This window comes from Vibrio sp. 1F255 (assembly GCF_041439145.1).
Classification (GTDB): Bacteria; Pseudomonadota; Gammaproteobacteria; order Enterobacterales; family Vibrionaceae; genus Vibrio; species Vibrio crassostreae_C.
Genome location: NZ_JBGONQ010000005.1, coordinates 56,617 through 79,487, shown reverse-complemented (window position 1 = coordinate 79,487; position 22,871 = coordinate 56,617). Strand labels below are relative to the sequence as shown.

The 22,871-nt window shown below is 45.6% G+C and carries 18 protein-coding genes; 5 read left to right on the top strand and 13 right to left on the bottom strand.

Annotated features, from left to right (window positions below; translation table 11 throughout):
* Positions 1 to 2,881, bottom strand: a 2,881-nt coding sequence (locus tag ACED41_RS05155) for an Ig-like domain-containing protein (protein WP_371724596.1), incomplete at its 3' end; no start/stop codon positions are given.
* Positions 2,882 to 3,325: 444 nt separating this feature from the next.
* Here ACED41_RS05155 and ACED41_RS05150 point away from each other — a divergent pair.
* From ACED41_RS05150 to ACED41_RS05135, 4 genes are all read left to right on the top strand, one after another.
* Complete coding sequence (locus ACED41_RS05150) at positions 3,326 to 4,591, top strand: TolC family outer membrane protein (protein WP_371724620.1); 1,266 nt, start codon at positions 3,326 to 3,328, stop codon at positions 4,589 to 4,591.
* Positions 4,591 to 5,208, top strand: a complete 618-nt coding sequence (locus ACED41_RS05145; protein ID WP_371724595.1) for an OmpA family protein — start codon at positions 4,591 to 4,593, stop codon at positions 5,206 to 5,208. Before ACED41_RS05150 ends, ACED41_RS05145 begins: the two co-directional genes overlap by 1 nt.
* 135 nt (positions 5,209 to 5,343) lie before the next feature.
* Positions 5,344 to 5,694: a DUF2750 domain-containing protein gene (locus ACED41_RS05140; RefSeq protein WP_017062305.1), complete on the top strand. Its 351-nt coding sequence runs from the start codon at positions 5,344 to 5,346 to the stop codon at positions 5,692 to 5,694.
* A 162-nt stretch (positions 5,695 to 5,856) separates the two neighbouring features.
* Positions 5,857 to 7,884, top strand: coding sequence for a diguanylate cyclase (locus ACED41_RS05135; protein ID WP_371724594.1), 2,028 nt, complete (start codon positions 5,857 to 5,859; stop codon positions 7,882 to 7,884).
* On the opposite strand, the gene queC is transcribed toward ACED41_RS05135, so the two are convergent.
* The gene (queC, locus tag ACED41_RS05130) at positions 7,844 to 8,539 is read right to left on the bottom strand and encodes a 7-cyano-7-deazaguanine synthase QueC (RefSeq protein WP_017063822.1); all 696 of its coding nucleotides are present in this window, start codon (positions 8,537 to 8,539) and stop codon (positions 7,844 to 7,846) included. The two genes, ACED41_RS05135 and queC, sit on opposite strands and share 41 nt — an antisense overlap.
* A gap of 58 nt (positions 8,540 to 8,597) precedes the next feature.
* Complete coding sequence (gene queE, locus ACED41_RS05125) at positions 8,598 to 9,266, bottom strand: 7-carboxy-7-deazaguanine synthase QueE (RefSeq protein WP_371724593.1); 669 nt, start codon at positions 9,264 to 9,266, stop codon at positions 8,598 to 8,600.
* Between the two features lie 184 nt (positions 9,267 to 9,450).
* Here queE and ACED41_RS05120 point away from each other — a divergent pair, with 184 nt between their 5' ends.
* Positions 9,451 to 10,260, top strand: a complete 810-nt coding sequence (locus ACED41_RS05120; RefSeq protein WP_017062301.1) for a Cof-type HAD-IIB family hydrolase — start codon at positions 9,451 to 9,453, stop codon at positions 10,258 to 10,260.
* A 100-nt stretch (positions 10,261 to 10,360) separates the two neighbouring features.
* Here the strand turns inward: ACED41_RS05120 and ACED41_RS05115 are convergent, their stop codons facing one another.
* From ACED41_RS05115 to ACED41_RS05070, 10 genes are all read right to left on the bottom strand, one after another.
* On the bottom strand, positions 10,361 to 11,773 hold the full coding sequence (locus ACED41_RS05115) for an NUDIX domain-containing protein (RefSeq protein WP_371724592.1): 1,413 nt from the start codon (positions 11,771 to 11,773) through the stop codon (positions 10,361 to 10,363).
* A gap of 86 nt (positions 11,774 to 11,859) precedes the next feature.
* A complete protein-coding gene (locus ACED41_RS05110) occupies positions 11,860 to 12,339 on the bottom strand; it encodes a GNAT family N-acetyltransferase (RefSeq protein WP_009846623.1) in 480 nt (159 codons plus the stop codon).
* Between the two features lie 215 nt (positions 12,340 to 12,554).
* Entirely contained in the window at positions 12,555 to 12,956 is a 402-nt protein-coding gene (locus ACED41_RS05105) for a glycine zipper domain-containing protein (protein ID WP_017062298.1), read from the bottom strand.
* A gap of 236 nt (positions 12,957 to 13,192) precedes the next feature.
* Positions 13,193 to 13,639, bottom strand: coding sequence for a hypothetical protein (locus ACED41_RS05100; RefSeq protein ID WP_371724591.1), 447 nt, complete (start codon positions 13,637 to 13,639; stop codon positions 13,193 to 13,195).
* 148 nt (positions 13,640 to 13,787) lie between these two features.
* Entirely contained in the window at positions 13,788 to 15,692 is a 1,905-nt protein-coding gene (locus tag ACED41_RS05095; RefSeq protein ID WP_371724590.1) for a propionyl-CoA synthetase, read from the bottom strand.
* A gap of 118 nt (positions 15,693 to 15,810) precedes the next feature.
* A complete protein-coding gene (prpF, locus tag ACED41_RS05090; RefSeq protein WP_371724589.1) occupies positions 15,811 to 16,983 on the bottom strand; it encodes a 2-methylaconitate cis-trans isomerase PrpF in 1,173 nt (390 codons plus the stop codon).
* 9 nt (positions 16,984 to 16,992) lie between these two features.
* The gene (gene acnD, locus ACED41_RS05085) at positions 16,993 to 19,611 is read right to left on the bottom strand and encodes a Fe/S-dependent 2-methylisocitrate dehydratase AcnD (RefSeq protein WP_371724588.1); all 2,619 of its coding nucleotides are present in this window, start codon (positions 19,609 to 19,611) and stop codon (positions 16,993 to 16,995) included.
* Between the two features lie 101 nt (positions 19,612 to 19,712).
* The gene (gene prpC / locus ACED41_RS05080) at positions 19,713 to 20,924 is read right to left on the bottom strand and encodes a 2-methylcitrate synthase (RefSeq protein ID WP_371724587.1); all 1,212 of its coding nucleotides are present in this window, start codon (positions 20,922 to 20,924) and stop codon (positions 19,713 to 19,715) included.
* Positions 20,925 to 21,070: 146 nt separating this feature from the next.
* Entirely contained in the window at positions 21,071 to 21,967 is an 897-nt protein-coding gene (prpB, locus tag ACED41_RS05075) for a methylisocitrate lyase (RefSeq protein WP_017062292.1), read from the bottom strand.
* Between the two features lie 100 nt (positions 21,968 to 22,067).
* Complete coding sequence (locus ACED41_RS05070; protein WP_102428969.1) at positions 22,068 to 22,787, bottom strand: GntR family transcriptional regulator; 720 nt, start codon at positions 22,785 to 22,787, stop codon at positions 22,068 to 22,070.
* Positions 22,788 to 22,871 lie beyond the last annotated feature (84 nt).

The following is a 22,871-nucleotide window of genomic DNA, read 5'->3' as shown; positions in this document are numbered from 1 at the left end:
TGTCGCCGCTGTCGCTCGACGCCACCAGATCGATGGTCGGTTTGCTGATATCGGTATCAACCTCGTAACCACCGTCTTTGTTGTCACCGCTTGCCTCTGTCGTCGCCGTGAACGGGTTGCCCGCTTCATCGGTGCCACTCACGCTCGCCACGATGGTGCTGTCCGCATCCGCAACTAACTCGCTGCCCGGTACATTGATGCTGTAAGTGCCATCCGCTTTCACCGTGCCTGTGTAATCGGTTGAGTTGCCGTTCACCGTCAACGTCACGGTATCACCAGGTTTGGCGTCACCACCCACGGTACCCGTAATGGTCACGTCACCAGCCGCTTCCGCTGCGTTCACGATGTCGTCGCCTGCGATATCATCATCGATTGTGATGGTCGCCGCCGCTTCGGTATCGATGATGACTTCAAGCTCGGTCGACGTCGCGCTATTGCCCGCATCGTCCGTCACTTTTACGCTCAAGTCGTAAGTGCCATCCGCCAGGTCGGCGCTCGGCGTGAAGCTCCAAGTGCCGTCTTGCTCTTCGGTCAGCGTGCCTTCTAGGGCAACGCCGTCTTTGAGCACCACGATGCCCGCTGCCACCACATCGTCATCGATGTTGCCCAGCGAGAACGTCGGCGTCTTGTCATTGGTTAGGTTGTCTGTGTCGCTGTCGCCGCTGTCGCTCGACGCCACCAGATCGATGGTCGGTTTGCTGATATCGGTGTCTAAATCATAAGTTCTAGAAATCGAACTACTAAATTCATTCCCAACCCAATCTTGTCCGGTAACAGTAGCTGTCACTGAATTATCAGCTACAAGATCACTGCCCTGAACATCTACACTCCATGTTTTATCACTTTGGACAACAGTCAGATAAGTCACACCATTTACTACGACTGATACCTGGTCACCAGTATCCGCATCTCTTCCAACAGTACCTTTAACTGAAACGGTACTTTCGCTTTCACTTTGATTGATAACATTGTCGTCAGTGATGGATTCAATAAAGATCGTTCCTCTAGCAGCTAAATCAACTAGATAGAACTCTGTCGAAGTAGCCGAGCCAACATTTCCAGCTTCATTTACGACATCTACCTTCGCGTCGACGATGTTATCGCTATCGGAGTTTAGGTCAGACCCATTGACGTCAATGCTATATTTCCCGTCGATTACTTGGCCTGTATACACAACGCCATTGATGGTCAGTGTTACTGTTCCAGAAACGTAATCCTCACCAGTAATAGAACCTGTAATCATAACCGTCCCTTGAGCTTCAGTTGCGTTAATGACTGAGTCTTCAGTAATCGGATCAATATCTATGTTTACATTAACCGGAGTCGAGTCATAAATATGAGTAGAAGTTCCTGAGCTTGAAACACTGTTTCCTGCGCTATCGGTTGAACTAACAGAAACAGTGAACTCGGTGTCTTCTGCTAGGTCCTCACCATTAACACTTAGTTCCCAAATACCATTCTCTTTTACAACACTAGTATATGTCGCTCCATTGATGACAGCAGTTACGACGTCGTTAGGTTGTATGTCTCCACCGGTAGCAGTACCTGTAACAAAAATTGTTTGCTCTTTTTCAGTCTCAGTAACAACATCATCTGATGTAATGCTATCTACGATCACATTTCCTGATTCTGCCTGTGTATCAAGAGTGAACGTCAGCTCGCTGCTGCCTGATGTATTACCCGCTGCGTCGGTTTGACGAACGGTGATCGTGTTGTCACCTTCCGTTGGTACTGGTGCGGTTGTCGTCCAGTTTCCGTCAACGAGGTATTCGACTGTCGCCCCCTCTTCTGTGCCGCCGACTGTGAAGCTGCCGTCGTTGGTTAAGAAGTCATCCGCCGCTGAGCCAGAGTCCGTATCAAGTGTCAGTGTTGGCGCATCTGGAGCTGTTGTGTCTAGAGTGAACGTCAGCTCGCTGCTGCCTGATGTATTACCCGCTGCGTCGGTTTGACGAACTGTGATCGTGTTGTCACCTTCCGTTGGTACGGGTGCGGTTGTCGTCCAGTTTCCGTCAACGAGGTATTCGACTGTCGCACCCTCTTCTGTGCCGCCGACTGTGAAGCTGCCGTCGTTGGTTAAGAAGTCATCCGCCGCTGAGCCAGAGTCCGTATCAAGTGTCAGTGTTGGCGCATCTGGCGCTGTTGTGTCTAGAGTAAACGTCAGCTCGCTGCTGCCTGATGTATTACCCGCTGCGTCGGTTTGACGAACGGTGATCGTGTTGTCACCTTCCGTTGGTACGGGTGCGGTTGTCGTCCAGTTTCCGTCAACGAGGTATTCGACTGTCGCACCCTCTTCTGTGCCGCCGACTGTGAAGCTGCCGTCGTTGGTTAAGAAGTCATCCGCCGCTGAGCCAGAGTCCGTATCAAGTGTCAGTGTTGGCGCATCTGGAGCTGTTGTGTCAACTATGGTCTCGCTGTCTGTGCCTAGGCTATCCGGTTGGTCAACCGAACGGAAAGCATCAAGAAGACTCAAGCTTTGAGTACGAGACATTCCCAGCGCTTCAAAGCCCGTCGTTACAAATTCAGTACCTGGAATGGTTTCTTCACCGTCGCGCTCAATAGTCCCGCTACTTACTAGGCTTGAACCACTTTCACCAGCTGCCGTTGCAAATTCTTCGCCTAGCTCCGTCGGATCCTGACCTTCTTCTAAAGCCGCAAAGATATTTGCAATGTCTTGGTCTAGTTCAACTTCACCGCCATCTTCAGGCGAAAAACGCTTGACTGAAATTGGAGATTCAGAGTTTTCGCTCTGGGATTCAAGAATGACATCCCCTGCTTGTAATGGCTGGCCGTCTTCTAGGACTTTAATTGTACCATCTACCGAAACAACAATGCGTTGACCAAGTGCCAATGCACCGCTCGCATTCAATACTGTCATGTCCATATAAACCCCTAAAACTCATTTTTCAATCAAAACGTCAAAATAGTGACATTGTATTTATAATATTAGGTAAAATATAACACCTAACACCATATAATTCATAGTTATGAATGCATATTTTAACAAGGTCGTATACACCATGATGACAATGGTCACACTCATCAATACTTAAAGCGCTCTTAAATTTGATATAAGTTATTGTGCTAACGAAAAATAATTGACATATTAATAGGTGTTCTAAGTGCATTAAAACATCACAATACGCACAGTGATCGGTTAACAAATTTACAACCATTTGCGAGCGCCAGTTGTAGCGATCGTAATTTTTTTGGCGGTTCATCTGAATTTTGTATATCATCGTGCAAAATTAAGACTCAGGTGTGACTCATTTTGGAGAGATGCAAATTGAATAGGATTCAAACGACGACCTTAGGGCTAGCTATAGCAATGACCTTTCCAGCTGCGGCACAAACTCTTGAGCAAGCCGTCGCTTTTACGTTGGAAAGCAATCCTGAAATTAAAAGTGCTTATAATGAGTACGTAAGTAAACGTTACGTTAACGATGCTTCTGGCGGTGCTTATCGTCCAAGTATAGATCTAGATGGTGGGATTGGTTATGAGCATACCGATCTAGTGACCAATACAAATTCAACAGATCTGACGCGTAAAGAAGCGACGATTACTTTGACTCAGTTAATTTGGGATGGCGCTAATACATCCAATGATATTGACCGTACTGCGGCTGATGCAGAATCTGTTCGTTACCAATTACTCTCCAACGCCCAAGATATCGCTCTCGAGGTCACCAAAGTATACCTTGATGCAGTGAAAGCTTATGAAGTCCTCACCCTGTCTGAAAACAACCTGGCAACACACAAGGATATCTATAGAGATATTCGAAAACGTGTCGAATCTGGCATTGGCTCTACAGCAGATATGTCCCAAGTAGAAGCTCGTATTGCGAAAGCTCATGGTAACTTGCTCGCAGCACAAAATAATTTGTTTGATACGCATACTCAATTTAAACGTATTGTTGGACAGTCACCTTTGGGGTTAGTGTTTCCGCGAGCAGACACTGGAGCAATTCCTTACACCGTAGATGGCGCTCTTGCGAAAGCTTTCAACCAACATCCTGTTATTAAAATTGCACAAGCCGATGTGGACTCCGCTAAATTCCAATATAAACAGTCTAAAAGTTCAAATTATCCGACTGTTTCTTTCGAAGCCGCGCAAACCTGGCGTGATGACGCAGGTGGCAACGAAGGGAGTAGTGACGAATTTTCCGCAATGGTCCGCTTGAGATATAACTTGTATAACGGCGGCGCTGATCAAGACCGCGCTGAAAGTGCTGCTTACCAATTAAATAAGGCCAAAGATCTGCGTGAAAGTACATATCGTAATGTAGAAGAGAGTCTACGTCTATCATGGAGCGCACTTGATTTAACGGTTCAGCAAAAAGAGTTCCTATCTGACCACGTAGACTCGGCATCAGACACGGTAATCTCATATGAGAAACAATACCGTATCGGTAAACGTACCCTTCTCGACTTACTTAACACTGAGAATGAATTATTCGAAGCTCGTAAAGGCTATTTAGATGCTAAGTATGACGAGCAATACGCAAAATATCGCGTAATGAACGCAACTGGTAACCTACTCATCGGTTTACGAGTTGAGATCCCAGAAGAATGGAATGAAAAGGTGGAATATTAATGAAGCTTACCAACACAGTATTATCGCTTTGCTTCATGGTTGTATCTGCCAATGCTTTAGCTGAAAACAACGAAGATGAATTCGAATATCGCGCTCTACCGCCGGTCACTCAAATTTACGATCTTCAAGATGATGACAATGACGGTGTAATAAACGCGCGAGATTTATGTCCCGATACACAAATTGGTGCCGAGATCGATAACGACGGTTGTGGATCATATTTCGAGTCATCGGAAAAGAAAGAGCTGCATATACTCTTCGCTAATAATTCAACGGAAATAAACCCTGTCTTTCTAGGGCAGATACGCAAAATGGCGGCATTTTTAAAGCGCTACGAAAGTACCAGCATTGAATTGCAAGGTTATGCCAGCAAAGTAGGTAACGCGGAACATAACCTAAAGCTTTCGAAAGAACGTGCATCACATGTAAGACGAGCGCTAATTAGCAACGGTATTCAGCCATCTAGAGTCAGCATCGTAGGTCATGGTGATTCTGAATTCAGCAGTGATGACACCCAAATCAATCACGCACTACATCGAAAAGTTGTTGCTTCCGTTGTTGGATTTAAGGGTAATATCAAAGAAGAATGGCACATCTTCACCAAAATTAAAAAGTAGGCGTACCCAGCTTTTACCATACTGAAACGTTATCTTAAGTTAACGTTTCAGTATGGTGATAATTCCTTGAATAGCATATACCTAAGCCGTCTATAATGTTAATCTTGCCACGTTATCAACATAGAGAATTAATCCATGAGCAAACTAACAGCTGATACTCAAGCAAATCTAGAACTTTTCGTTTCTGAAACACAAGAAACTAAACTGGTATGGGGCCTTCGCAACGAAGAAGGTTGGCTAGCATGTGACTCAAGTGAATTCGAAAACAGCGAAGTGATGCCATTCTGGTCTTCAAAAGAAGATGCTCAAACTCACAACGTTGAAGAGTGGGCTGACTTCGAAGTATTAGAAATTCCACTAGATATCTTTGTAGAAGATTGGTTACTGACTCTTGCTGAAGACGGCGTTCTTGTTGGTACTAACTGGAATGCAACATTAGAAGGCAAAGAACTTGAGCCTTCTGACCTAGCGAAATTATACATCTAATTTCCGATATCGGTCGCACGATTCGCGCGACCGATATACCTCTGATTAGTATCAATAAATTAGAGACCTACCTCGCATAACCACGTAGTCGCACCATTCAGAATTTGAAGCAACATCAAACTAATAATAGAATATCGTTCTTTATCTGATTGATCGTCTCTTGTGAATCACTTCGTTTTTGTTACCTTTCTACTATTCATTAGCTTTTGTTCTTATAGCCAAGTATCAACATCAGATCGTGACCACAATTCACCAGTCTATACCTCCAATCTAAGCTCTACTCCAAATGCTGATTGGAACGCGCTTTATCTCTCTACTTTAAACCACTCTCCTGAGCGCGCATTAAACATGCTGCAAACACGCTACATCGGCTCAACGGTTTATGGAGATAAGCTTTACCTTGCGTCTCTTCTGTATCAATACATGAGCCACCGAGATCAGCCGTTCTACGGAATCGCTTCAAACGACAATGACTACCAAGCGATAGAAACAGCGTTTATTTCTGCTCTGAGGAAAGACGGCAAAGGCCAATATGAACAAGCACAACAAGGCTTTCTAACACTTTTGGCGAAAATGCAATCTCGCAGTGATTTAACTGGTAAAGCCTTACTAAAGTACCAGCTATGCCGATCGCTTAACGAGCAAGCTAAATACCATCAAGCGAACTATTACTGCTCTGCCCTTCAGTCAGATTTACATGACATCGCTGACCCTGTATTACCAAAATTCGGGACTTATCGAGTCATCGCGAACAATCATCATTTCCGCAGTGACTATCAAGCTGCACTAGACACCTACCTATCACTAATAAACGTGTTTCCACAAGGGCATGATATTTCAGGGGTTTACAACGATGTGGGTAACTTGCTCAAAGAATTAAAGCAATATGAAAAATCGGCGGAGTATCTAGAGCAAGCTCTCATTCTCAGAGTAAACGCTTCAGATTTAATGAAAGCACAAGTGCATCACAGCCTTGCGGATCTCTACCTTAACCAAGAGCAAAGTGAACTAGCAATTCACCACTTTCAGACAGCAAGAACACTGCTGAGCTCAACGTCGCATAGCTACGGTATTGCACTCACAAGTCTTGGCTTAGGAAAAGCGTACACTCAAACGAAAAACTATGATGTGGCGAGAACCTACCTAATTGAGTCTCTTTCAGCTTCGAGCGAACTGAGCAATGATGTCATTCGCATCAATGCTTACTTGGCGATCAGCGATATGTTCGAAGAACAGAAACTGCCAACGGAAGCACTCAACTATGCTCAACAAGCGCTAGAATTAGCTGAACAAGTCACAAGGCATAAATACATCGCGCAGTCACTTCTTCAGCTTTCTGATATTCATCAATCACTCAGCGATTACCAACAAGCTTTCTATTTCTACCAGCGATACTCGTCAATACAAATGGAAGCTAGAGATATCGACAATCGACTCGCACTCGAAGCGCTCGGCCTGACGCACGCCAAATATGAACAAGAACTAGAAAGCTCTTTCCTGACACATCAGACGAAACTCGACCGCGTTCAAATTGAAAAAATGGAACATCAAAGATGGATGTACAACATCGTTGTTATTCTGTTGCTTTGCGCTGCAAGCTTCACGGTATTGATAAACAAAACGGTTCGCGCAAAAGCAGCAATTGATGGCTTAACGAAAGCATATAGCCGAACTGAGATAATTCGAAGAATCAAAAGAGTGAAACGCTGTAAAGGGACGGACAAACAGCATGTGCTCGTGCTGCTCGATCTAGATAGGTTTAAGAAGATTAATGATGAGCATGGGCACCCTACTGGTGATCGGGCACTGGTCCATATTAGTGATCAAATTAGAAAACACTTAGTGAATGGTGAATTGTTTGGTCGCTTAGGGGGTGAAGAATTTGTCATCATGTTAACCGATACCCCACCAGCAGAGGTACGAGAACGCGTTGAAGAGTTGCACTACGCCATTTCAAGCACTGTCTTTTTATCAGAAAGCAAAAAGTCACTTAATGTTACCGCGAGTTTTGCTTATCTAGCAACCTCAAACGCATTAAGTGACTTTGATGACTTGTATTCAGTGCTCGACCAAGCACTCTATCAAGCCAAAAGCAACGGCCGAAACTGCATTATTGATGCATATAACGAACCGATTGATTTACCTGAAATTATTTATTCTCAGCCTGTTTGCGAACCAACTCAGCCATGATGCTTTCGCGATCACCGAGGTAATCGTTAAGGCCAACTTTACGCAGTTCACATGCCGGACAATCGCCACAGCCATCACCAACAATGCCGTTGTAACAAGTCAGTGTTTTGTTTCTAACAAGTTCAAGTGCTGAGTACTGGTCTGCTAGCGCCCATGTCTCAGCCTTGTTTAACCACATTAGCGGTGTTTTGATATCAAGCTGCTTGTCCATACCTTGTACAAGTGCAGAGTTCATCGCCTTCACAAAGTCATTACGACAATCAGGGTAACCAGAAAAGTCTGTTTCACACACACCTGTAATCACGGTTTCAGCACCGATTTGGTAAGCGTAAATACCCGCTAGAGTCAGAAATAGAATATTACGACCAGGAACGAATGAATTCGGCAGCCCATTCTCTTGCAGCTCATGAGACACAGGAATATCGTCACGAGTCAAAGAGCTGATAGCCAGTTCATTCAACAGAGTCACATCCATCACTTTGTGCGCTTTCACACCAAGCTCTTTCGACAATGACTCAGCAACTTCAATCTCGAGTCTATGGCGCTGACCATAATCAAACGTAATCGCATGAACTTCATCATACTCTTTTAATGCTTGAACAAGACACGTTGTTGAGTCTTGACCACCACTGAATACTACCACTGCTTTTTTCATCTTAAATCCTTACGAGAACCTTCTACTAGCGACTTATCTTGCCCAGTAAAAATACAACCTATGCGATGCTCAAATATTTGTGAGTTTGTATTGATAAGCGCCAATTGCGCTCAATGCAGGTATCAATACAAAGCTGAGTAGCGCGGTCTTTTTGGCTGATTGGTTGCAGAGCGATAACAGTGTCGTTAGGAACTGCTGCTTGCTCCAATAAACCGTCAAGTTGTTCGATGTCTTTGCTTGTACCTACTGGATGCTTAATTTCGTTAGCACGTTGCAAGGCGCTATCTAAGATTTCCAGTTTCGCTTTCATCGCCACTTTCGGTGACACCGTAACCCAAGTGTCCGGTGTGGCTTTAACTTCTGATGTTCCGCTAGTCTCAATCTGACAGCGACAACCGTGCTGCTCAAACGCTTCAGTAAGAGGAACAAGATCATAAATGCATGGCTCACCACCAGTAATCACAATGTGCTTAGCAGTGTAACCTTGCTTGATATATTCATTCACGATTCCTTGAGCATCGATTGCTGACCAAGTAGGTGAATCTTCTGTCTTAACCATAATATCGCCAAGGCTGGTTTCCTCTTCTGGCAACGCTTCCCAGGTCTGCTTGGTATCACACCAAGAACAGCCCACTGGGCAAATTTGCAGACGAACAAAAACAGCGGGAACGCCAGTAAACACGCCCTCACCCTGAATGGTTTCAAACATTTCATTAATCTTGTACAACTTTCCCTCAGCTCAATCATTTGATGAAATTAATCAACCGCAGACCTTAAAGCACTTCCCCCTTTTGGTCAAACAAATGAGTACTGATAAATGAGTTGATCAAAGCCCTAGCCTGAACTTTCAAGTTCCCTTATCCTTTCGCCCATAGATTTCGTTAGCTTTTAATTTTTTAGTAAGGAACAACATGTACAAACTGATTGCTCTTGATATGGATGGCACACTACTCAACAGTGAAAAAGTGATTTCTCAAGAGAACAAAGACGCAATCGCCAAAGCACGAGCTGCAGGTGTGAAAGTAGTTCTCGCTTCTGGTCGCCCTTTAGAAGGCATGCAAAGCAAATTAGATGAGCTTTCGATTGACGGCGAAGATGACTTTGTACTCTTCTACAACGGCTCTATGGTTCAGAACGTATCGACAAAAGAGATCATTCACAGTGAGATCAGCAACGGTAAAGCCGCAAAAGAGATTGCTGCCCTCGCTGAACAGCTTGGTGGTTATGTCCATGCTTTCAGCAAGATCCACGGCTTAATCACACCTGAGAACAATGAGTACACTGGTATTGAAGCGCGTATTAATTGCTTAGATATAACCGAGTTCGACTTTTCTCAACTAGAAGATGACCACGAAATCATCAAAACTATGATTGTCGCTGAACCAAGCAAGCTGACTGAAATCATCGGTAAGTTGCCACAAGAGCTTAAGACTCAGTTTACTATCGTACAAAGTGCACCATTCTTCTTAGAGTTCCTAAACCCGAAATCAAACAAGGGTGTCGGTATTGAAGCGATAGCGAAACACTTAGGCATTAAAGCGGAAGAAGTCATCTGCATGGGTGATGCTGAAAACGATCACCATATGCTTGAATACGCAGGCCTTGGCATTGCAATGGAAAACGCAATGGAAGAAACCAAGAAACTGGCGGATCACATCACAGCTAGCAACGACGACCATGGTGTAGCGGTCGCGATTGAGAAGTTTATCTTCAACTCATAAACACTCAACAGGTTCTAATAAGAATTACTTTTTGCTTGTTTCAGAAATGACAAAGGCTGTGCACTGCACAGCCTTTTTGATTTTGTGTTAGTCGAGTCGCTTACTCTCTTTTCCATGGCAGACGAAATGCCACCACACCAAACAGAATCAAGATTGGGAAACGTAACGTTTCAACAATAAATGAAGCAATACCGCTGAAAGAGACAAAGCTTCCAGCCCAGCTAATCAGCAGATTTCCCGCTAACAACATCGCCATCACTCCAAGAACGATCTTGAATGAGAACTGACCAACCAAAGGTTTCGAGTCTGTTAACGTCACTAGGCATGCAATCGTCGTCAAAATCGCCACCCAGAATGAGAATGTTGGCAGTGGCCATATCACCGTCAGAACAATCGACAGTAAGCACAATGCCCACCAAACACCTTTAGAACTCAATAAGGCGCTAATATCAACATCCGGTTTCGCGTCTAATCTCACGATATGCCACGTCGTTAAAGCGCCTAATACGCCACCCATTAATACATCACTAAAAAACGCACTACCTGAATAAGACTTAAATAGCATGATCCACAGCAGGCCAGCGAGCACTACCAGAATGGCTTTTTGCTCCAAGAGGCGCTTTAGTTTCCAAAAGACTAACAAGGTTAAACTGACCCACAAGGCAGCCAACAGACTTGGAAAACTATACCGACTGCTCATCACCAGTTTCAATGTTGGCAAGTAAGCGTGTGGACGTGGAAAACCAAAACCTTGGTGCGCGATTAAAGTAAGTAGTGTCACCGAGATCAAAGTGAAGCCAAACTTCAACGCGAAGTTACGGCCAAAGTACCAAGCAATTAACGGCAATATCACAATGAAGACCCATGGCTTGGCCAACAAGTCAGTCAAAAGCACAGTATTCGCAAATACGCTTGGCATCTTATCGAACGTGTTTTGAAGTGACACAATCCAATTTAATTCAACTTGATGGACTTTGGGTGCCGCGCCCACCAGCTCAGTCACATACGTCACCGGTTGATCTGTCGCAGATAAAAACAGCTCGTTAATCTCAGACCACTGTTCTGGGTAGCGGTATTGGTGATCTTGCAATTCAGTAGGAGGAAGTAACATCGCTCGGCTGACTTCCACGCCATAATGAGGAGCAAACCAAATCGGCAGCTCAAAGCCACCTAACTCATTTCGAGCCTTGTAACTGATCACTTCAGAGTCAGAAATACAATCAAACACGACGGCACTGTCGGTATAACCTAGCACATCACCGACCGTTACCGACAAACCAGCCTCTTCCCACGTTTCACGTTGCGCCGCGACGGCTGGCGGCTCACCTGAAACAACAGTGCCTCCCGGTAGAGACAATTGACCGGTGATCAACTCATCAACCAACACGATTTGGTTATCAGCACGTACTACACACAAGGCGCCCGCGATATGATCGGGCAAAGTGTCGTTTGCCCAAGCGGAAGTAGTACTCAAAAGAGACAGTATGAAAACTAATAAATATCGAATAACCAACGAGTTTACCTAAAAAATAATAGAAGAATATTGAAGACTGCTGTTGCAGTTGAACTATTGTAATCAAAGCCACACAAAATCGCTGTCTACGTTTTGTGCAAAGCCTTCCTCATCCATTGAATGTGAGGTGTGAACCCCATTTTTTGATAGAAGTCCTTGGCAGGCGAGTTAAAGTCCCAAACTTCTACAAAGACTTGTTCAACCCCATAATCATCAAAAGTACTTTCAACTTTGTTAAACAACTTTTCAGCAATCGATTCTTTTCGATAATCAGGCAAGACAAACAGTTCATCGACACTTCCCATCGGCACTGGTTTGCTGACCGTTGAGATAAGCTCACAAAAATGCCCAGAGATAAAGCCAACAATGAGCTCTCCTTTTAATGCCACATAAACCAAACATTCAGGGTCATCCAAGTATCGTGCAATGCTTTTTTCCTGCTCAATCTCTTCTGCCGTTTTAAAGTGCTCTGGGCTAGCAAGGTGGTGGTGATGGTGGAGATCGAACATTAACTCGTTAAGTTGTTCTAAATCCGCGTGCTTTGCGGCCCTTAAGGTGACATTCATGACTATTGCGCTTCTCAAACCAAATTAATATCTAAACTGAGTCTAGTTTACTTGGCGTGAGTATCTATACAAGTTATTGAATTAATTCATTGTTTGAAGTGTGTATTTTAGATACAAAAACGGCCACATTACGTGGCCATTCTGTTTGAATGATTTTGAATTAAACGAATATCGAAGCTATGGTTTTTGCTGTGGCTTTTGCTGTAGCTTCAGCTTTATGCACCGTTATCTTCTTTCTCTTCTTTGAGATCAGCAAGCTGTTGTTCCAGTTCAATAAGCTTAATTTCCGCCTCTACTTCCGCAACTCGCTTTTCTGCATCAGTGCGATTGTCTTGCGCTAGACCATCAGCAGTAACTTGGGTTCGTTGTGCGTTTCTTGCATCGTCCGTATCTTTCATTGAACCCGCAACACCACCGGTCACACCACCTAATGCAGCGCCCTTAACGGCTAAACTCGCATCTCCAGTTAGAGCGCCGGCTGTTGCTCCTAATAAAGCACCACCTACCGCACCACGATTACGTGCGGCATTCTCATTTTCGTTATCCATTGCTGGTGATGCGCAACCAGAAAGAGTCACAATCAGTGTCGCTAAAAGAAAAGGTTTAGTGAATTTCATAGGAGTCTCGCTTAGTTCTTCGTTTTGAGTAGAACCATCTTAAGCACAGCCGTTAATGAGATAAATAAAGCCACGTTTAGACGATACATCATGTTCAGCTATGTATTATTCAGCCATCGCATAACTGATTAATGATATATAGCTTTGAGCTCGCTTTATCCTCACCAACAAAAAAGGCGACCAATAAGGTCGCCTCAATCGCGCTTTCTCTATAATTCTTGCCTTTCACATATCTCTTAGCCTTTAGACCAAAAGTTTTGCATGTTTGCTACGCTAGGTGGTGGCCTAACACCACAATCTCGATAATGATTTTTATCGCCGATCCCCAGTATCTTGCCATTTTCGTCATCAATCATAGCCGCAACTTTAACACCGTCTCCCACATGGCGAGTTAACACGACAATTTCACCAGCTCTTTCAGATCTTACCGCGCCTAAGATTTGATATTCGTAGCGGCCTTTCCTTGAATTAACGATCATCTTCGAGTTAATCGGGTCGGCTTCATACCCCACGCTCATATCAAAAACCGCTTGATAGAGATCGACGCCAGTCTTGGACACACATTTAAATATCTTGGGATGACTCAATGGCTCTAACAACGCCCTACTCGCTTCATCCTTTGAAATACTGGCACTAGCAGCACCACTGACCAGTAAAGCAATCAGCAAAAAGTAAGCTCGCATAAAAAAGACCTCAATATGTGGGGTTCATAATGAGGTCATAGTAAACGCAATGGATAAGCGGATGAATAAAGTAGCGTTTAGGTAAACCATCACGCTGGGTTATGCATTAATCAACAAGCCAAAGATGATATTACCTAAACTGCGACGTCTATTTACCGAGCTTTTCAGCAATTTCAGTTAAGCTGGTAGGGTCGTCAATCGTCGAAGGCACCACATATTGTTCACCTTCTGCGATCTGTCGTATGGTTCTGCGCAAAATCTTACCGGAGCGCGTCTTAGGTAATCTCTCAACAACCAAGGCTTGCTTAAAACACGCGACCGCGCCAATCTCATTGCGAACCTTGCCAACCAACTCCGCTTGTAACTCAATGCCATCAACTTTTACGCCATCTTTTAACACAACTAGACCTAATGGAAGTTGTCCTTTTAAGTCATCGTGAATCCCGACTACCGCACATTCTGCAATGGCTGGGTGACCACCCACGATCTCTTCCATTTCTCCGGTCGACAGACGGTGTCCCGCTACGTTTATCACATCGTCGATACGACCCATAATAAATAGATACCCATCTTCATCAAGATAGCCACCATCCCCAGAAACATAATAGCCTGGGAATTGGCTCAGATAGCCAGATTCAAATCGATCATGATTACGCCAAACCGTTGGCAGACAACCGGGTGGTAGTGGACGTTTGAGTGCAACAAAGCCTTGCTGATTAGGCTGTGCCGTTTCACCCAATTCATTAAGAATCTCGACTTGGTAACCGGGCACAGGCTTAGTTGAAGAACCTGCTTTCACTGGCAAAGATTCCAGCCCTGTCGGATTGGCAGAAATAGCCCAACCCGTTTCGGTTTGCCACCAGTGGTCAATAACCGGTTTATTGGTATGAGACTCAACCCAATCCAATGTTGGCGGGTCCAAACGCTCTCCCGCCATAAAAATCGACTTGAGCGATGATAAGTCATACTTGGTGAGTAACTCGCCTTCAGGATCTTCTTTCTTGATAGCTCTAAATGCCGTTGGCGCAGAAAATAACACATCGACGTTGTACTCTTCACACACACGCCAGAATGCCCCCGGGTCTGGCGTTCTAACTGGCTTTCCTTCAAACAAGATGGTTGTGCAACCATGAATCAATGGCGCATACACAATATAGGAATGCCCCACTACCCAGCCGACATCAGAAGCCGCCCAAAACACACCATCTTGCGGCATATCGTAGATAGTGCTCATCGAGTATTTCATCGCGACCGCATGACCACCATTATCGCGCACCACGCCTTTTGGCTTACCCGTCGTCCCTGATGTATACAAGATATATAGTGGGTCAGTCGCTAGAACAGGCACACATACGTGAGGCAAAGCATCCTCAACAGCTTGCTGCCAAAGTACATCACGTTCGTTGTTCAATTCGGCTAGAGACTGCTCTCTTTGGAATACCACCACTTTCTCAGGCTTCCATCGGCTGTCCATGATCGCGCGATCGACCATCGGCTTATATGGCAGGACTTTATTTATCTCGACACCGCAGGATGCAGTAATCAACACCTTGGGCTCGGCATCTTCAATTCGAACGGCAAGCTCATGAGGGGCAAAACCACCAAACACCACCGAATGCACCGCACCTAGTCGTGCACAGGCCAACATTGCCATCGCCGCTTCAGGAATCATTGGCATGTAGATCACCACACGATCACCTTTGGTAACGCCTTGCGTGGCTAACATACCAGCGACTTTAGCCACTTGGTTACGCAATTGATTGTAAGTGTACGAGGATTGAGTTCCTGTAACTGGAGAGTCGTAAATCAGTGCGGTATTGTCACCTCGCCCATTTTCACAATGATAATCCAGCGCGAGCCAGCAGGTGTTCATCACCCCATCAGGAAACCAACGCTCAATTCCGTTATCGTCAGTTTGTAATATCGTTTTAGGTGACTCAAACCAATCAATTGCTTGTGATTGTGTTTCCCAAAACGAATTTGGGTCTTCCCTCGCCCATTGATACTCGGTGATGTAATCTGTTTTTCTAGTCATTCGATTCGTAGCAGACATAGTGCATCCTCCATGATTTATCCATTTGTCCAAGCAACTAGCTTTTAGCAGTGTCACTTGGGTGCACTCTTTTCTCAGCGTAATGTTCGTGAACATTTAACCGTTCACGACAATCGCTTTACTTGGGAAAAGGCACACGAATGGCACCTTCCATGATCACTCGGGCACTACGACTCATAATCGCCCTCTCAATTCTCCACCCACTTTCGCCTTGTATCGCTTTAGCACCCACTTTTAAGGTTCCTGATGGATGACCAAAAGTCACAAAATCTCGGGAACCCTCACCGACTGCCAAGTTAACTAACGTACCCGGAACACTGGCCGCTGAAGCAATGGCGACCGCAGCCGTACCCATCATAGCGTGATGAAGTTGCCCCATAGACAAAGCACGCACAAGAAGGTCAGTATCTTCAACAGCAACCGATTTACCACTTGAGGCTTGGTACGCTTGAGGCTTAGCAACAAACGCGACTTTAGGTGTATGTTGACATGATTCAGCTTGTTCTAAAGAATCAATAAGACCCATTGCTACTGCACCATGTGCTCGTATGGATTCAAACAGAGCCAAGGCTTTGGTATCACTATTGATATCTGATTGAAGTTCAGTGCCTTGGTAGCCAACCGATTCAGCATCAACAAAAATGGTGGGTATCCCAGCATTAATGTATGTCGCTTTGATGCAACCCAGATCGGGAACATCTAAAAAATCGACAACATTCCCTGTTGGGAACATAGAGCCACTCGCATCGGCGGGGTCTAGGAAATCAACTTGGATCTCAGCGGCGGGGAAAGTCACACCGTCGAGTTCAAAATCACCTAACTCTTGAACTTCGCCACCAGCGATAGGTACATGAACAATAATGGTTTTCTCTATGTTCACTTGCCATACTCGCACCTCGACCACACCGTTTTCTGGAATACGATTCGAGTCGACTAGGCCACTATGAATAGCAAATGGGCCCACTGCAGCAGACAGATTGCCGCAGTTACCGCTCCAATCAACGAACGGCTTGTCTATTGCTACTTGGCCGAATAGGTAATCAACATCGTGATCGGCTTTACTACTTTTCGAAACAATAACGGTTTTACTGGTACTGGATGTTGCACCACCCATGCCATCGGTTTGTTTGCCATAAGGATCTGGACTACCAATCACGCGCAGAAGTAATGCGTCTCGAGCTTCTCCGGCAACTTGCGCAGCCTCAGGTAAGTCACTTAAGTTGAAGAAAACGCCTTTGCTTGTTCCGCCCCGCATGTAGGTAGCAGGTACTTTTATCTGTTTATTTGTCATCATAAGCTCCTACTGTGCGAGAAAGTCTTTAGCGAAACGTTGCAATACGCCACCAGCGCTGTACACATTCACTTCGTCTGCCGTGTCTAGTCGGCAGGTCACAGGAACATCCAGCTTGTCACCGTTTTTACGAGTGATGACTAGAGCCAAATCAGACCCTGCTTCAATGTCGCCGTACACGTCGTAAAGCTCGGTGCCGTCCAGTTCTAAGGTATTGCGATTGGTTCCCGCTTTAAACTGCAAAGGCAACACACCCATTCCAACTAAGTTGGTTCTGTGGATTCGTTCAAAGCCTTCGGCAACAATCACTTCAACACCCGCCAAGCGCACCCCTTTGGCTGCCCAGTCACGTGATGAACCTTGTCCATAATCGGCACCCGCCACGACAATCAAAGGCTGTTTACGGTTCATGTAGGTTTCTATCGCTTCCCACATTCGCGTAACTTGACCTTCTGGTTCAACTCTTGCTAGTGAACCTTGCACAACTTCTCCAGCGTCCTTAACCATTTCGTTATACAGCTTAGGGTTGGCGAATGTTGCTCGTTGCGCGGTTAAGTGATCGCCTCGATGGGTCGCGTAAGAGTTAAAGTCCTCTTCCGGCACTTCCATTTTGGTGAGATATTCCCCCGCAGCGCTCGAAGCGAGAATCGCATTTGAAGGGGATAAGTGATCTGTAGTGATATTGTCACCCAGAATCGCTAAAGGTCTCATACCAGATAGGCTTCGTTCTCCCGCAAGAGCACCTTCCCAATAAGGTGGTCTTCGGATATAAGTACTTTGAGGTCGCCAGTCATAAAGCGGTTCAGTCGTCACCTGCTCCTCGTCTGGCTGGAACATTTTTACGTAGATCTGTTGGAATTGCTGAGGCTTAACGTGCTCACCAACAACAGCATCGATCTCGGCATCACTCGGCCATAAATCACTTAAGTAGATTGGCTTACCATTGTTGTCGGTGCCTAAGCTGTCTTTCTCGATATCAAAGCGAATCGTGCCAGCCAACGCGTAAGCAACCACCAATGGCGGTGAGGCTAAATACGCTTGTTTGGCATAGGGATGGATTCGACCATCAAAGTTTCGATTCCCTGACAACACAGCGGTTGAATACAGGTCGCGGTCGATGATCTCTTGTTGGATAGCAGGATCTAGGGCTCCGCTCATACCATTACAGGTAGTACACGCATAGCCGACGATACCGAAGCCTAGCTTTTCCAGCTCAGGTAGCAAACCTGCCGACTCAAGATAGAGCTTGGCAACTTTAGAGCCCGGCGCAAATGATGTTTTCACCCACGGCTTACGAACTAATCCAAGTTGATTGGCTTTCTTAGCCACCAATGCCGCGGCGACCACGTTTCTTGGATTACTGGTATTGGTACAAGAGGTAATTGCTGCGATGATTACGGCACCATCGGGCATCTGCTCGTCGCTGTACTGCTTAGCATGCTGCTCTTTCCAAGATGCTTGACTGATGCCTTGCTGAGCCAGCTCTCTAGTTGGCAAACGACGATGTGGGTTAGACGGCCCTGCAAGATTGCGTTCAACCTTAGACAGATCAAACTCTAATACCCGTTCGTATTGAGCAGAATCGAGATCGTCAGCCCATAGCCCGGTTTGCTTGGCGTAGCGTTCAACTAATTCAACCTGCTCCGGCTCTCGACCGGTGAGCTTCAGGTATTGAATAGTCTGCTCATCGATGTAGAACATACCCGCAGTCGCGCCGTATTCTGGCGTCATGTTTGAGATGGTTGCGCGGTCACCAATGGTCAGCGCACGAGCCCCTTCACCGAAGAATTCCAAATAGCTTGAGACCACTCTCTCATTGCGAAGGAACTCAGTAATCGCAAGCACAATATCCGTTGCGGTGATCCCTTCTTGTCGTTGACCCGTTAGTTTAACGCCGACAATATCAGGCAAACGCATCATTGACGGACGACCGAGCATCACTGTCTCAGCTTCCAAGCCGCCCACACCAATCGCAATAACGCCCAGAGCATCGACATGAGGAGTATGGCTGTCTGTGCCGACACAGGTATCAGGAAACGCGACGCCTTCTTTAGATTGAATAACTGGAGACATTTTCTCCAAGTTAATCTGGTGCATGATCCCGTTACCTGCGGGAATCACACTCACGTTTTTAAACGCGGTTTTACACCATTCGATAAAGTGAAAACGGTCTTCGTTTCTTCGCTCTTCAATCGCTCGGTTTTTATCAAAGGCTTCGCTATCAAAACCTGCATGTTCCACGGCTAAAGAGTGATCAACAATCAGTTGAGTTTCGACCACTGGATTAACCTTGGCAGGGTCTCCACCTTGGTCAGCAATCGCATCTCGTAAGCCAGCTAAATCTACTAAAGCGGTTTGACCCAAAATGTCATGACACACGACACGTGCTGGATACCAAGGAAAATCTAAGTCGCTCTTACGCTCGATGATCTGTTTTAAGCTATCTTCAAGTGCAGCTGGATCACAACGTCTTACCAATTGTTCCGCCAGCACTCTCGACGTATAAGGCAAGGTTTTATAGCTGCTCGGAGATATCGCATCTACCGCTTCACGAGCGTCGAAATATTCTAAATGGGTACCGGGTAAAGGCTTACGGTACTGCTTTGGTTCAAATTTTACATCAGACATACATCCACCATTATCTGTTAAATTCTATTCGTTGGTTCTCGAGGTCTTATCACATGAAGATAAAAGTCACCTCGAGATATAAGTCGGCTCGATATAGAGAACTAACGTAAATGGATTGGCAGCCAGTCTTGATGCTCTGGCCCGGTGTAGTCTGCACTTGGGCGAATGATGCGATTATTTTCTCTTTGCTCGAACACGTGTGCTGTCCAGCCTGTAAGGCGACTCATCACAAAGATTGGCGTGAACAGTTTGGTTGGGATGTCCATGAAGTGATAGGCAGAGGCATGGAAGAAATCCGCATTACAGAACAAGCCTTTCTCGCGCTTCATTACCGCTTCAACACGCTCAGAAACGGCGTAAAGCTGCTTATCTCCCACTTCTTGAGCTAACTCTTTTGACCAACGCTTGATTAGCGCATTTCGCGGGTCGCTTTCACGATAAACGGCATGACCGAAGCCCATGATTTTGTCTTTGTTAGCAAGCATCTGCATGATGTTAGTTTCTGCTTCATCAGCGGTTTGCCAATCTTGGATCATTTCCATCGCCGCTTCATTCGCACCTCCATGTAAAGGGCCTCTTAGTGTGCCAATCGCTGCGGTGACACACGAATGGATATCAGACAGGGTTGATGCACACACACGAGCGGCAAAGGTTGAAGCATTAAACTCGTGTTCCGCGTATAGGGTGAGCGAGCAATGCATCACCTTCTTATGAAGTTCACTTGGAGTTTTGTCTGTTAGCATTTTCAAGAAGTAGCCACCCAGACATGCTTCGCTTTGATCTTCAGTGTCAATGCGCACGCCATCATGACTAAAGCGGTACCAGTAACAAATAATCGCAGGGAAAAGCGCAAGCATTCGCTCAGTCGCAGACAGTTGCTCAGAAAAATCTGACTCTTGCTCTAGATTACCTAGCATTGAACAACCCGTTCTCATCACATCCATTGGATGAGCGTCTACAGGGATAAGCTCTAGTGCTGCTTTCAAAGGTTGAGGCAAGCCGCGCAAACCAATCAACAACGTTTTGTAATCGTCTAACTCTTTTTCACTGGGCAAATGACCTCTTAGTAACAGATGCGCCACTTCTTCGAACTGAGCGTGGTTAGCAAGATCGGTAATGTCATAGCCACGGTAAGTTAAACCCGTTCCTGATTTTCCTACCGTACATAGCGCAGTCGACCCTGCACTTTGACCACGTAGACCAGCACCACCGATTGCCGGTGCGCTGGCTGGTTTGTTTGCTGTTTTTTCACTTTTTTGCTCTACTTTTGAAGCATTTTCGACAGCGGCTTTATCACTCAAAGATACAGACATGGTGAACTCCTTTTCTGTGTTAGCCGCCTGCACTCTTTGGTGCTGCCTATTTATATGCCCGATGATCTTTATCATCGGTACTGGATTTGGCGACTAACCATTTCACGTTATTGGATTAAGTTGATTTTTGATTAATTGAAACTGGTTTACCCTTCGCTTGAAAACAACTGATCAAGCTTGTTCTCGTAGTCGTGGTAATTAAGGTGTTCGTAAAGCTCCTTACGGGTTTGCATTGAATCCAACAGAGCTTCTTGATTGCCTTCAACTAGCAAGTGCTTGTAAACATTCTCCGCCGCTTTGTTCATCGCACGGAACGCACTCAATGGATAAAGCACCATGTCGACACTTGATTGGGCTAACTCGTTACAGCTGTAGAGTGGTGTTTGGCCAAATTCAGTGATGTTCGCAAGAATAGGCACGTGCTTGCCCGTTGCTGATTTCAGCGCTGCCGAGAACTTCACGTATTGATCGAGTTGATTCATCGCCTCAGGGAAGATCATGTCTGCGCCCGCTTCAACACAAGCTATCGCTCGCTCAATTGCGCTATCAATGCCTTCAACCGCCAATGCATCCGTACGTGCCATAATCACAAAGCTTTCATCGGTTCTAGCATCGGTTGCCGCTTTGACTCTATCGACCATCTCTTGCTGACTTACAATCGCTTTATTTGGTCGATGACCACAGCGTTTCTGGGCCACTTGGTCTTCCATATGGATTGCTGCTGCGCCTGCCTTCTCCATAGCGCGAATCGTACGTGCAATATTGAATGCGCCACCAAATCCCGTATCGATATCCACCAGCAATGGCAGATCACACGCGTTGGTAATACGTTCAACATCTACCAACACATCGTTCAATGTGGTGATGCCTAAATCAGGCAACCCATAAGACGCATTGGCGATGCCTCCGCCAGACAAATAGATCGCCTGATGCCCCAAGTTCTTTGCCATCATCGCGCAGTACGGATTGACCGTGCCGACGATCTGCAATGGGTCGTTGTCTTGCACAGCTTGTCGGAACTTAGCTCCTGCTGATAACTTCATAATGACGCTCCCTGTTAATTGTTTATTTCTAGCTAACCTTTAAGACTTACGGCTTTTGGTTATCGCCAGCACTGATCCGCTGACAGATTCCAATGGTCGCTTAATCAAGATCTTTGGATTGAATTTGTTGTTCTATTAGCAATCGACTGCCCGAGATGTGTCGTCGCATTAGCATTTCTGCTAGCTCTTCATCGCGATTACGAATCGCTTGTAGGATGTATTTGTGTTCATCGAGCGCCTCTTTTGGTCGAGACTGAGCCCTAGGCGATTGATAGCGGTACATTCGTAATAGGTGATAAAGCTCGTCACACAGCAGCGAAATGAGTTTGCTGTTACGACTCGCTTTGATAATGCGATAATGGAAATCGAAATCCCCATGTTGATGAAAGTAAGAAGAACCTTCGACTTCATCGATATGCTTTGAATGTGTCGACAATAACCCTTCAAGCCCGACAAGCTCTTCTTGTGTGATATGTCTCGCTGCGAGTCGAGCAGCCATGCCTTCCAAAGCCTCTCGCACCGCGTAAAGCTCTAGCAGTTTTTCTGCCGAAAAAGTAATCACTCGCGCGCCAACATGTGGAATGCGTTCTATTAGGCCAAGCCCTTCAACTCGCATTATCGCTTCACGTAATGGGCCTCGGCTTACTTCGAAGCGTTTAGCCAATTCAGGTTCCGAAATCTTACTGCCCGGTAGTAATTCACCGCTAACAATCGCCTCAACGAGATACTCAGTGAGATTTTCTGATTTAGTGTTCTCTTTATCGCTAACACGTGTTTTCGTGTTTGCATTTAAGCTGAGATCTTTTATCGCAGTATTCATATTCACGCTGCTCACTTCTATTTGCTGAACCTTAATTGTCAACAATTCCATAACATGAACATAAAATACACGATTAAATTGTCG

Coding starts and splice junctions, on each gene's coding strand:
- ACED41_RS05140 (WP_017062305.1), top strand. CDS start 5,344: ATGAGCAAACTAACAGCTGATACTCAAGCAAATCTAGAACTTTTCGTT.
- ACED41_RS05110 (WP_009846623.1), bottom strand. CDS start 12,339: ATGAATGTCACCTTAAGGGCCGCAAAGCACGCGGATTTAGAACAACTT.
- prpB (WP_017062292.1), bottom strand. CDS start 21,967: ATGAAGTTATCAGCAGGAGCTAAGTTCCGACAAGCTGTGCAAGACAAC.
- ACED41_RS05070 (WP_102428969.1), bottom strand. CDS start 22,787: ATGAATACTGCGATAAAAGATCTCAGCTTAAATGCAAACACGAAAACA.
- ACED41_RS05100 (WP_371724591.1), bottom strand. CDS start 13,639: ATGCGAGCTTACTTTTTGCTGATTGCTTTACTGGTCAGTGGTGCTGCT.
- prpF (WP_371724589.1), bottom strand. CDS start 16,983: ATGACAAATAAACAGATAAAAGTACCTGCTACCTACATGCGGGGCGGA.
- acnD (WP_371724588.1), bottom strand. CDS start 19,611: ATGTCTGATGTAAAATTTGAACCAAAGCAGTACCGTAAGCCTTTACCC.
- ACED41_RS05145 (WP_371724595.1), top strand. CDS start 4,591: ATGAAGCTTACCAACACAGTATTATCGCTTTGCTTCATGGTTGTATCT.
- ACED41_RS05120 (WP_017062301.1), top strand. CDS start 9,451: ATGTACAAACTGATTGCTCTTGATATGGATGGCACACTACTCAACAGT.
- queC (WP_017063822.1), bottom strand. CDS start 8,539: ATGAAAAAAGCAGTGGTAGTATTCAGTGGTGGTCAAGACTCAACAACG.
- ACED41_RS05150 (WP_371724620.1), top strand. CDS start 3,326: ATGACCTTTCCAGCTGCGGCACAAACTCTTGAGCAAGCCGTCGCTTTT.
- ACED41_RS05105 (WP_017062298.1), bottom strand. CDS start 12,956: ATGAAATTCACTAAACCTTTTCTTTTAGCGACACTGATTGTGACTCTT.
- prpC (WP_371724587.1), bottom strand. CDS start 20,924: ATGTCTGTATCTTTGAGTGATAAAGCCGCTGTCGAAAATGCTTCAAAA.
- ACED41_RS05095 (WP_371724590.1), bottom strand. CDS start 15,692: ATGTCTGCTACGAATCGAATGACTAGAAAAACAGATTACATCACCGAG.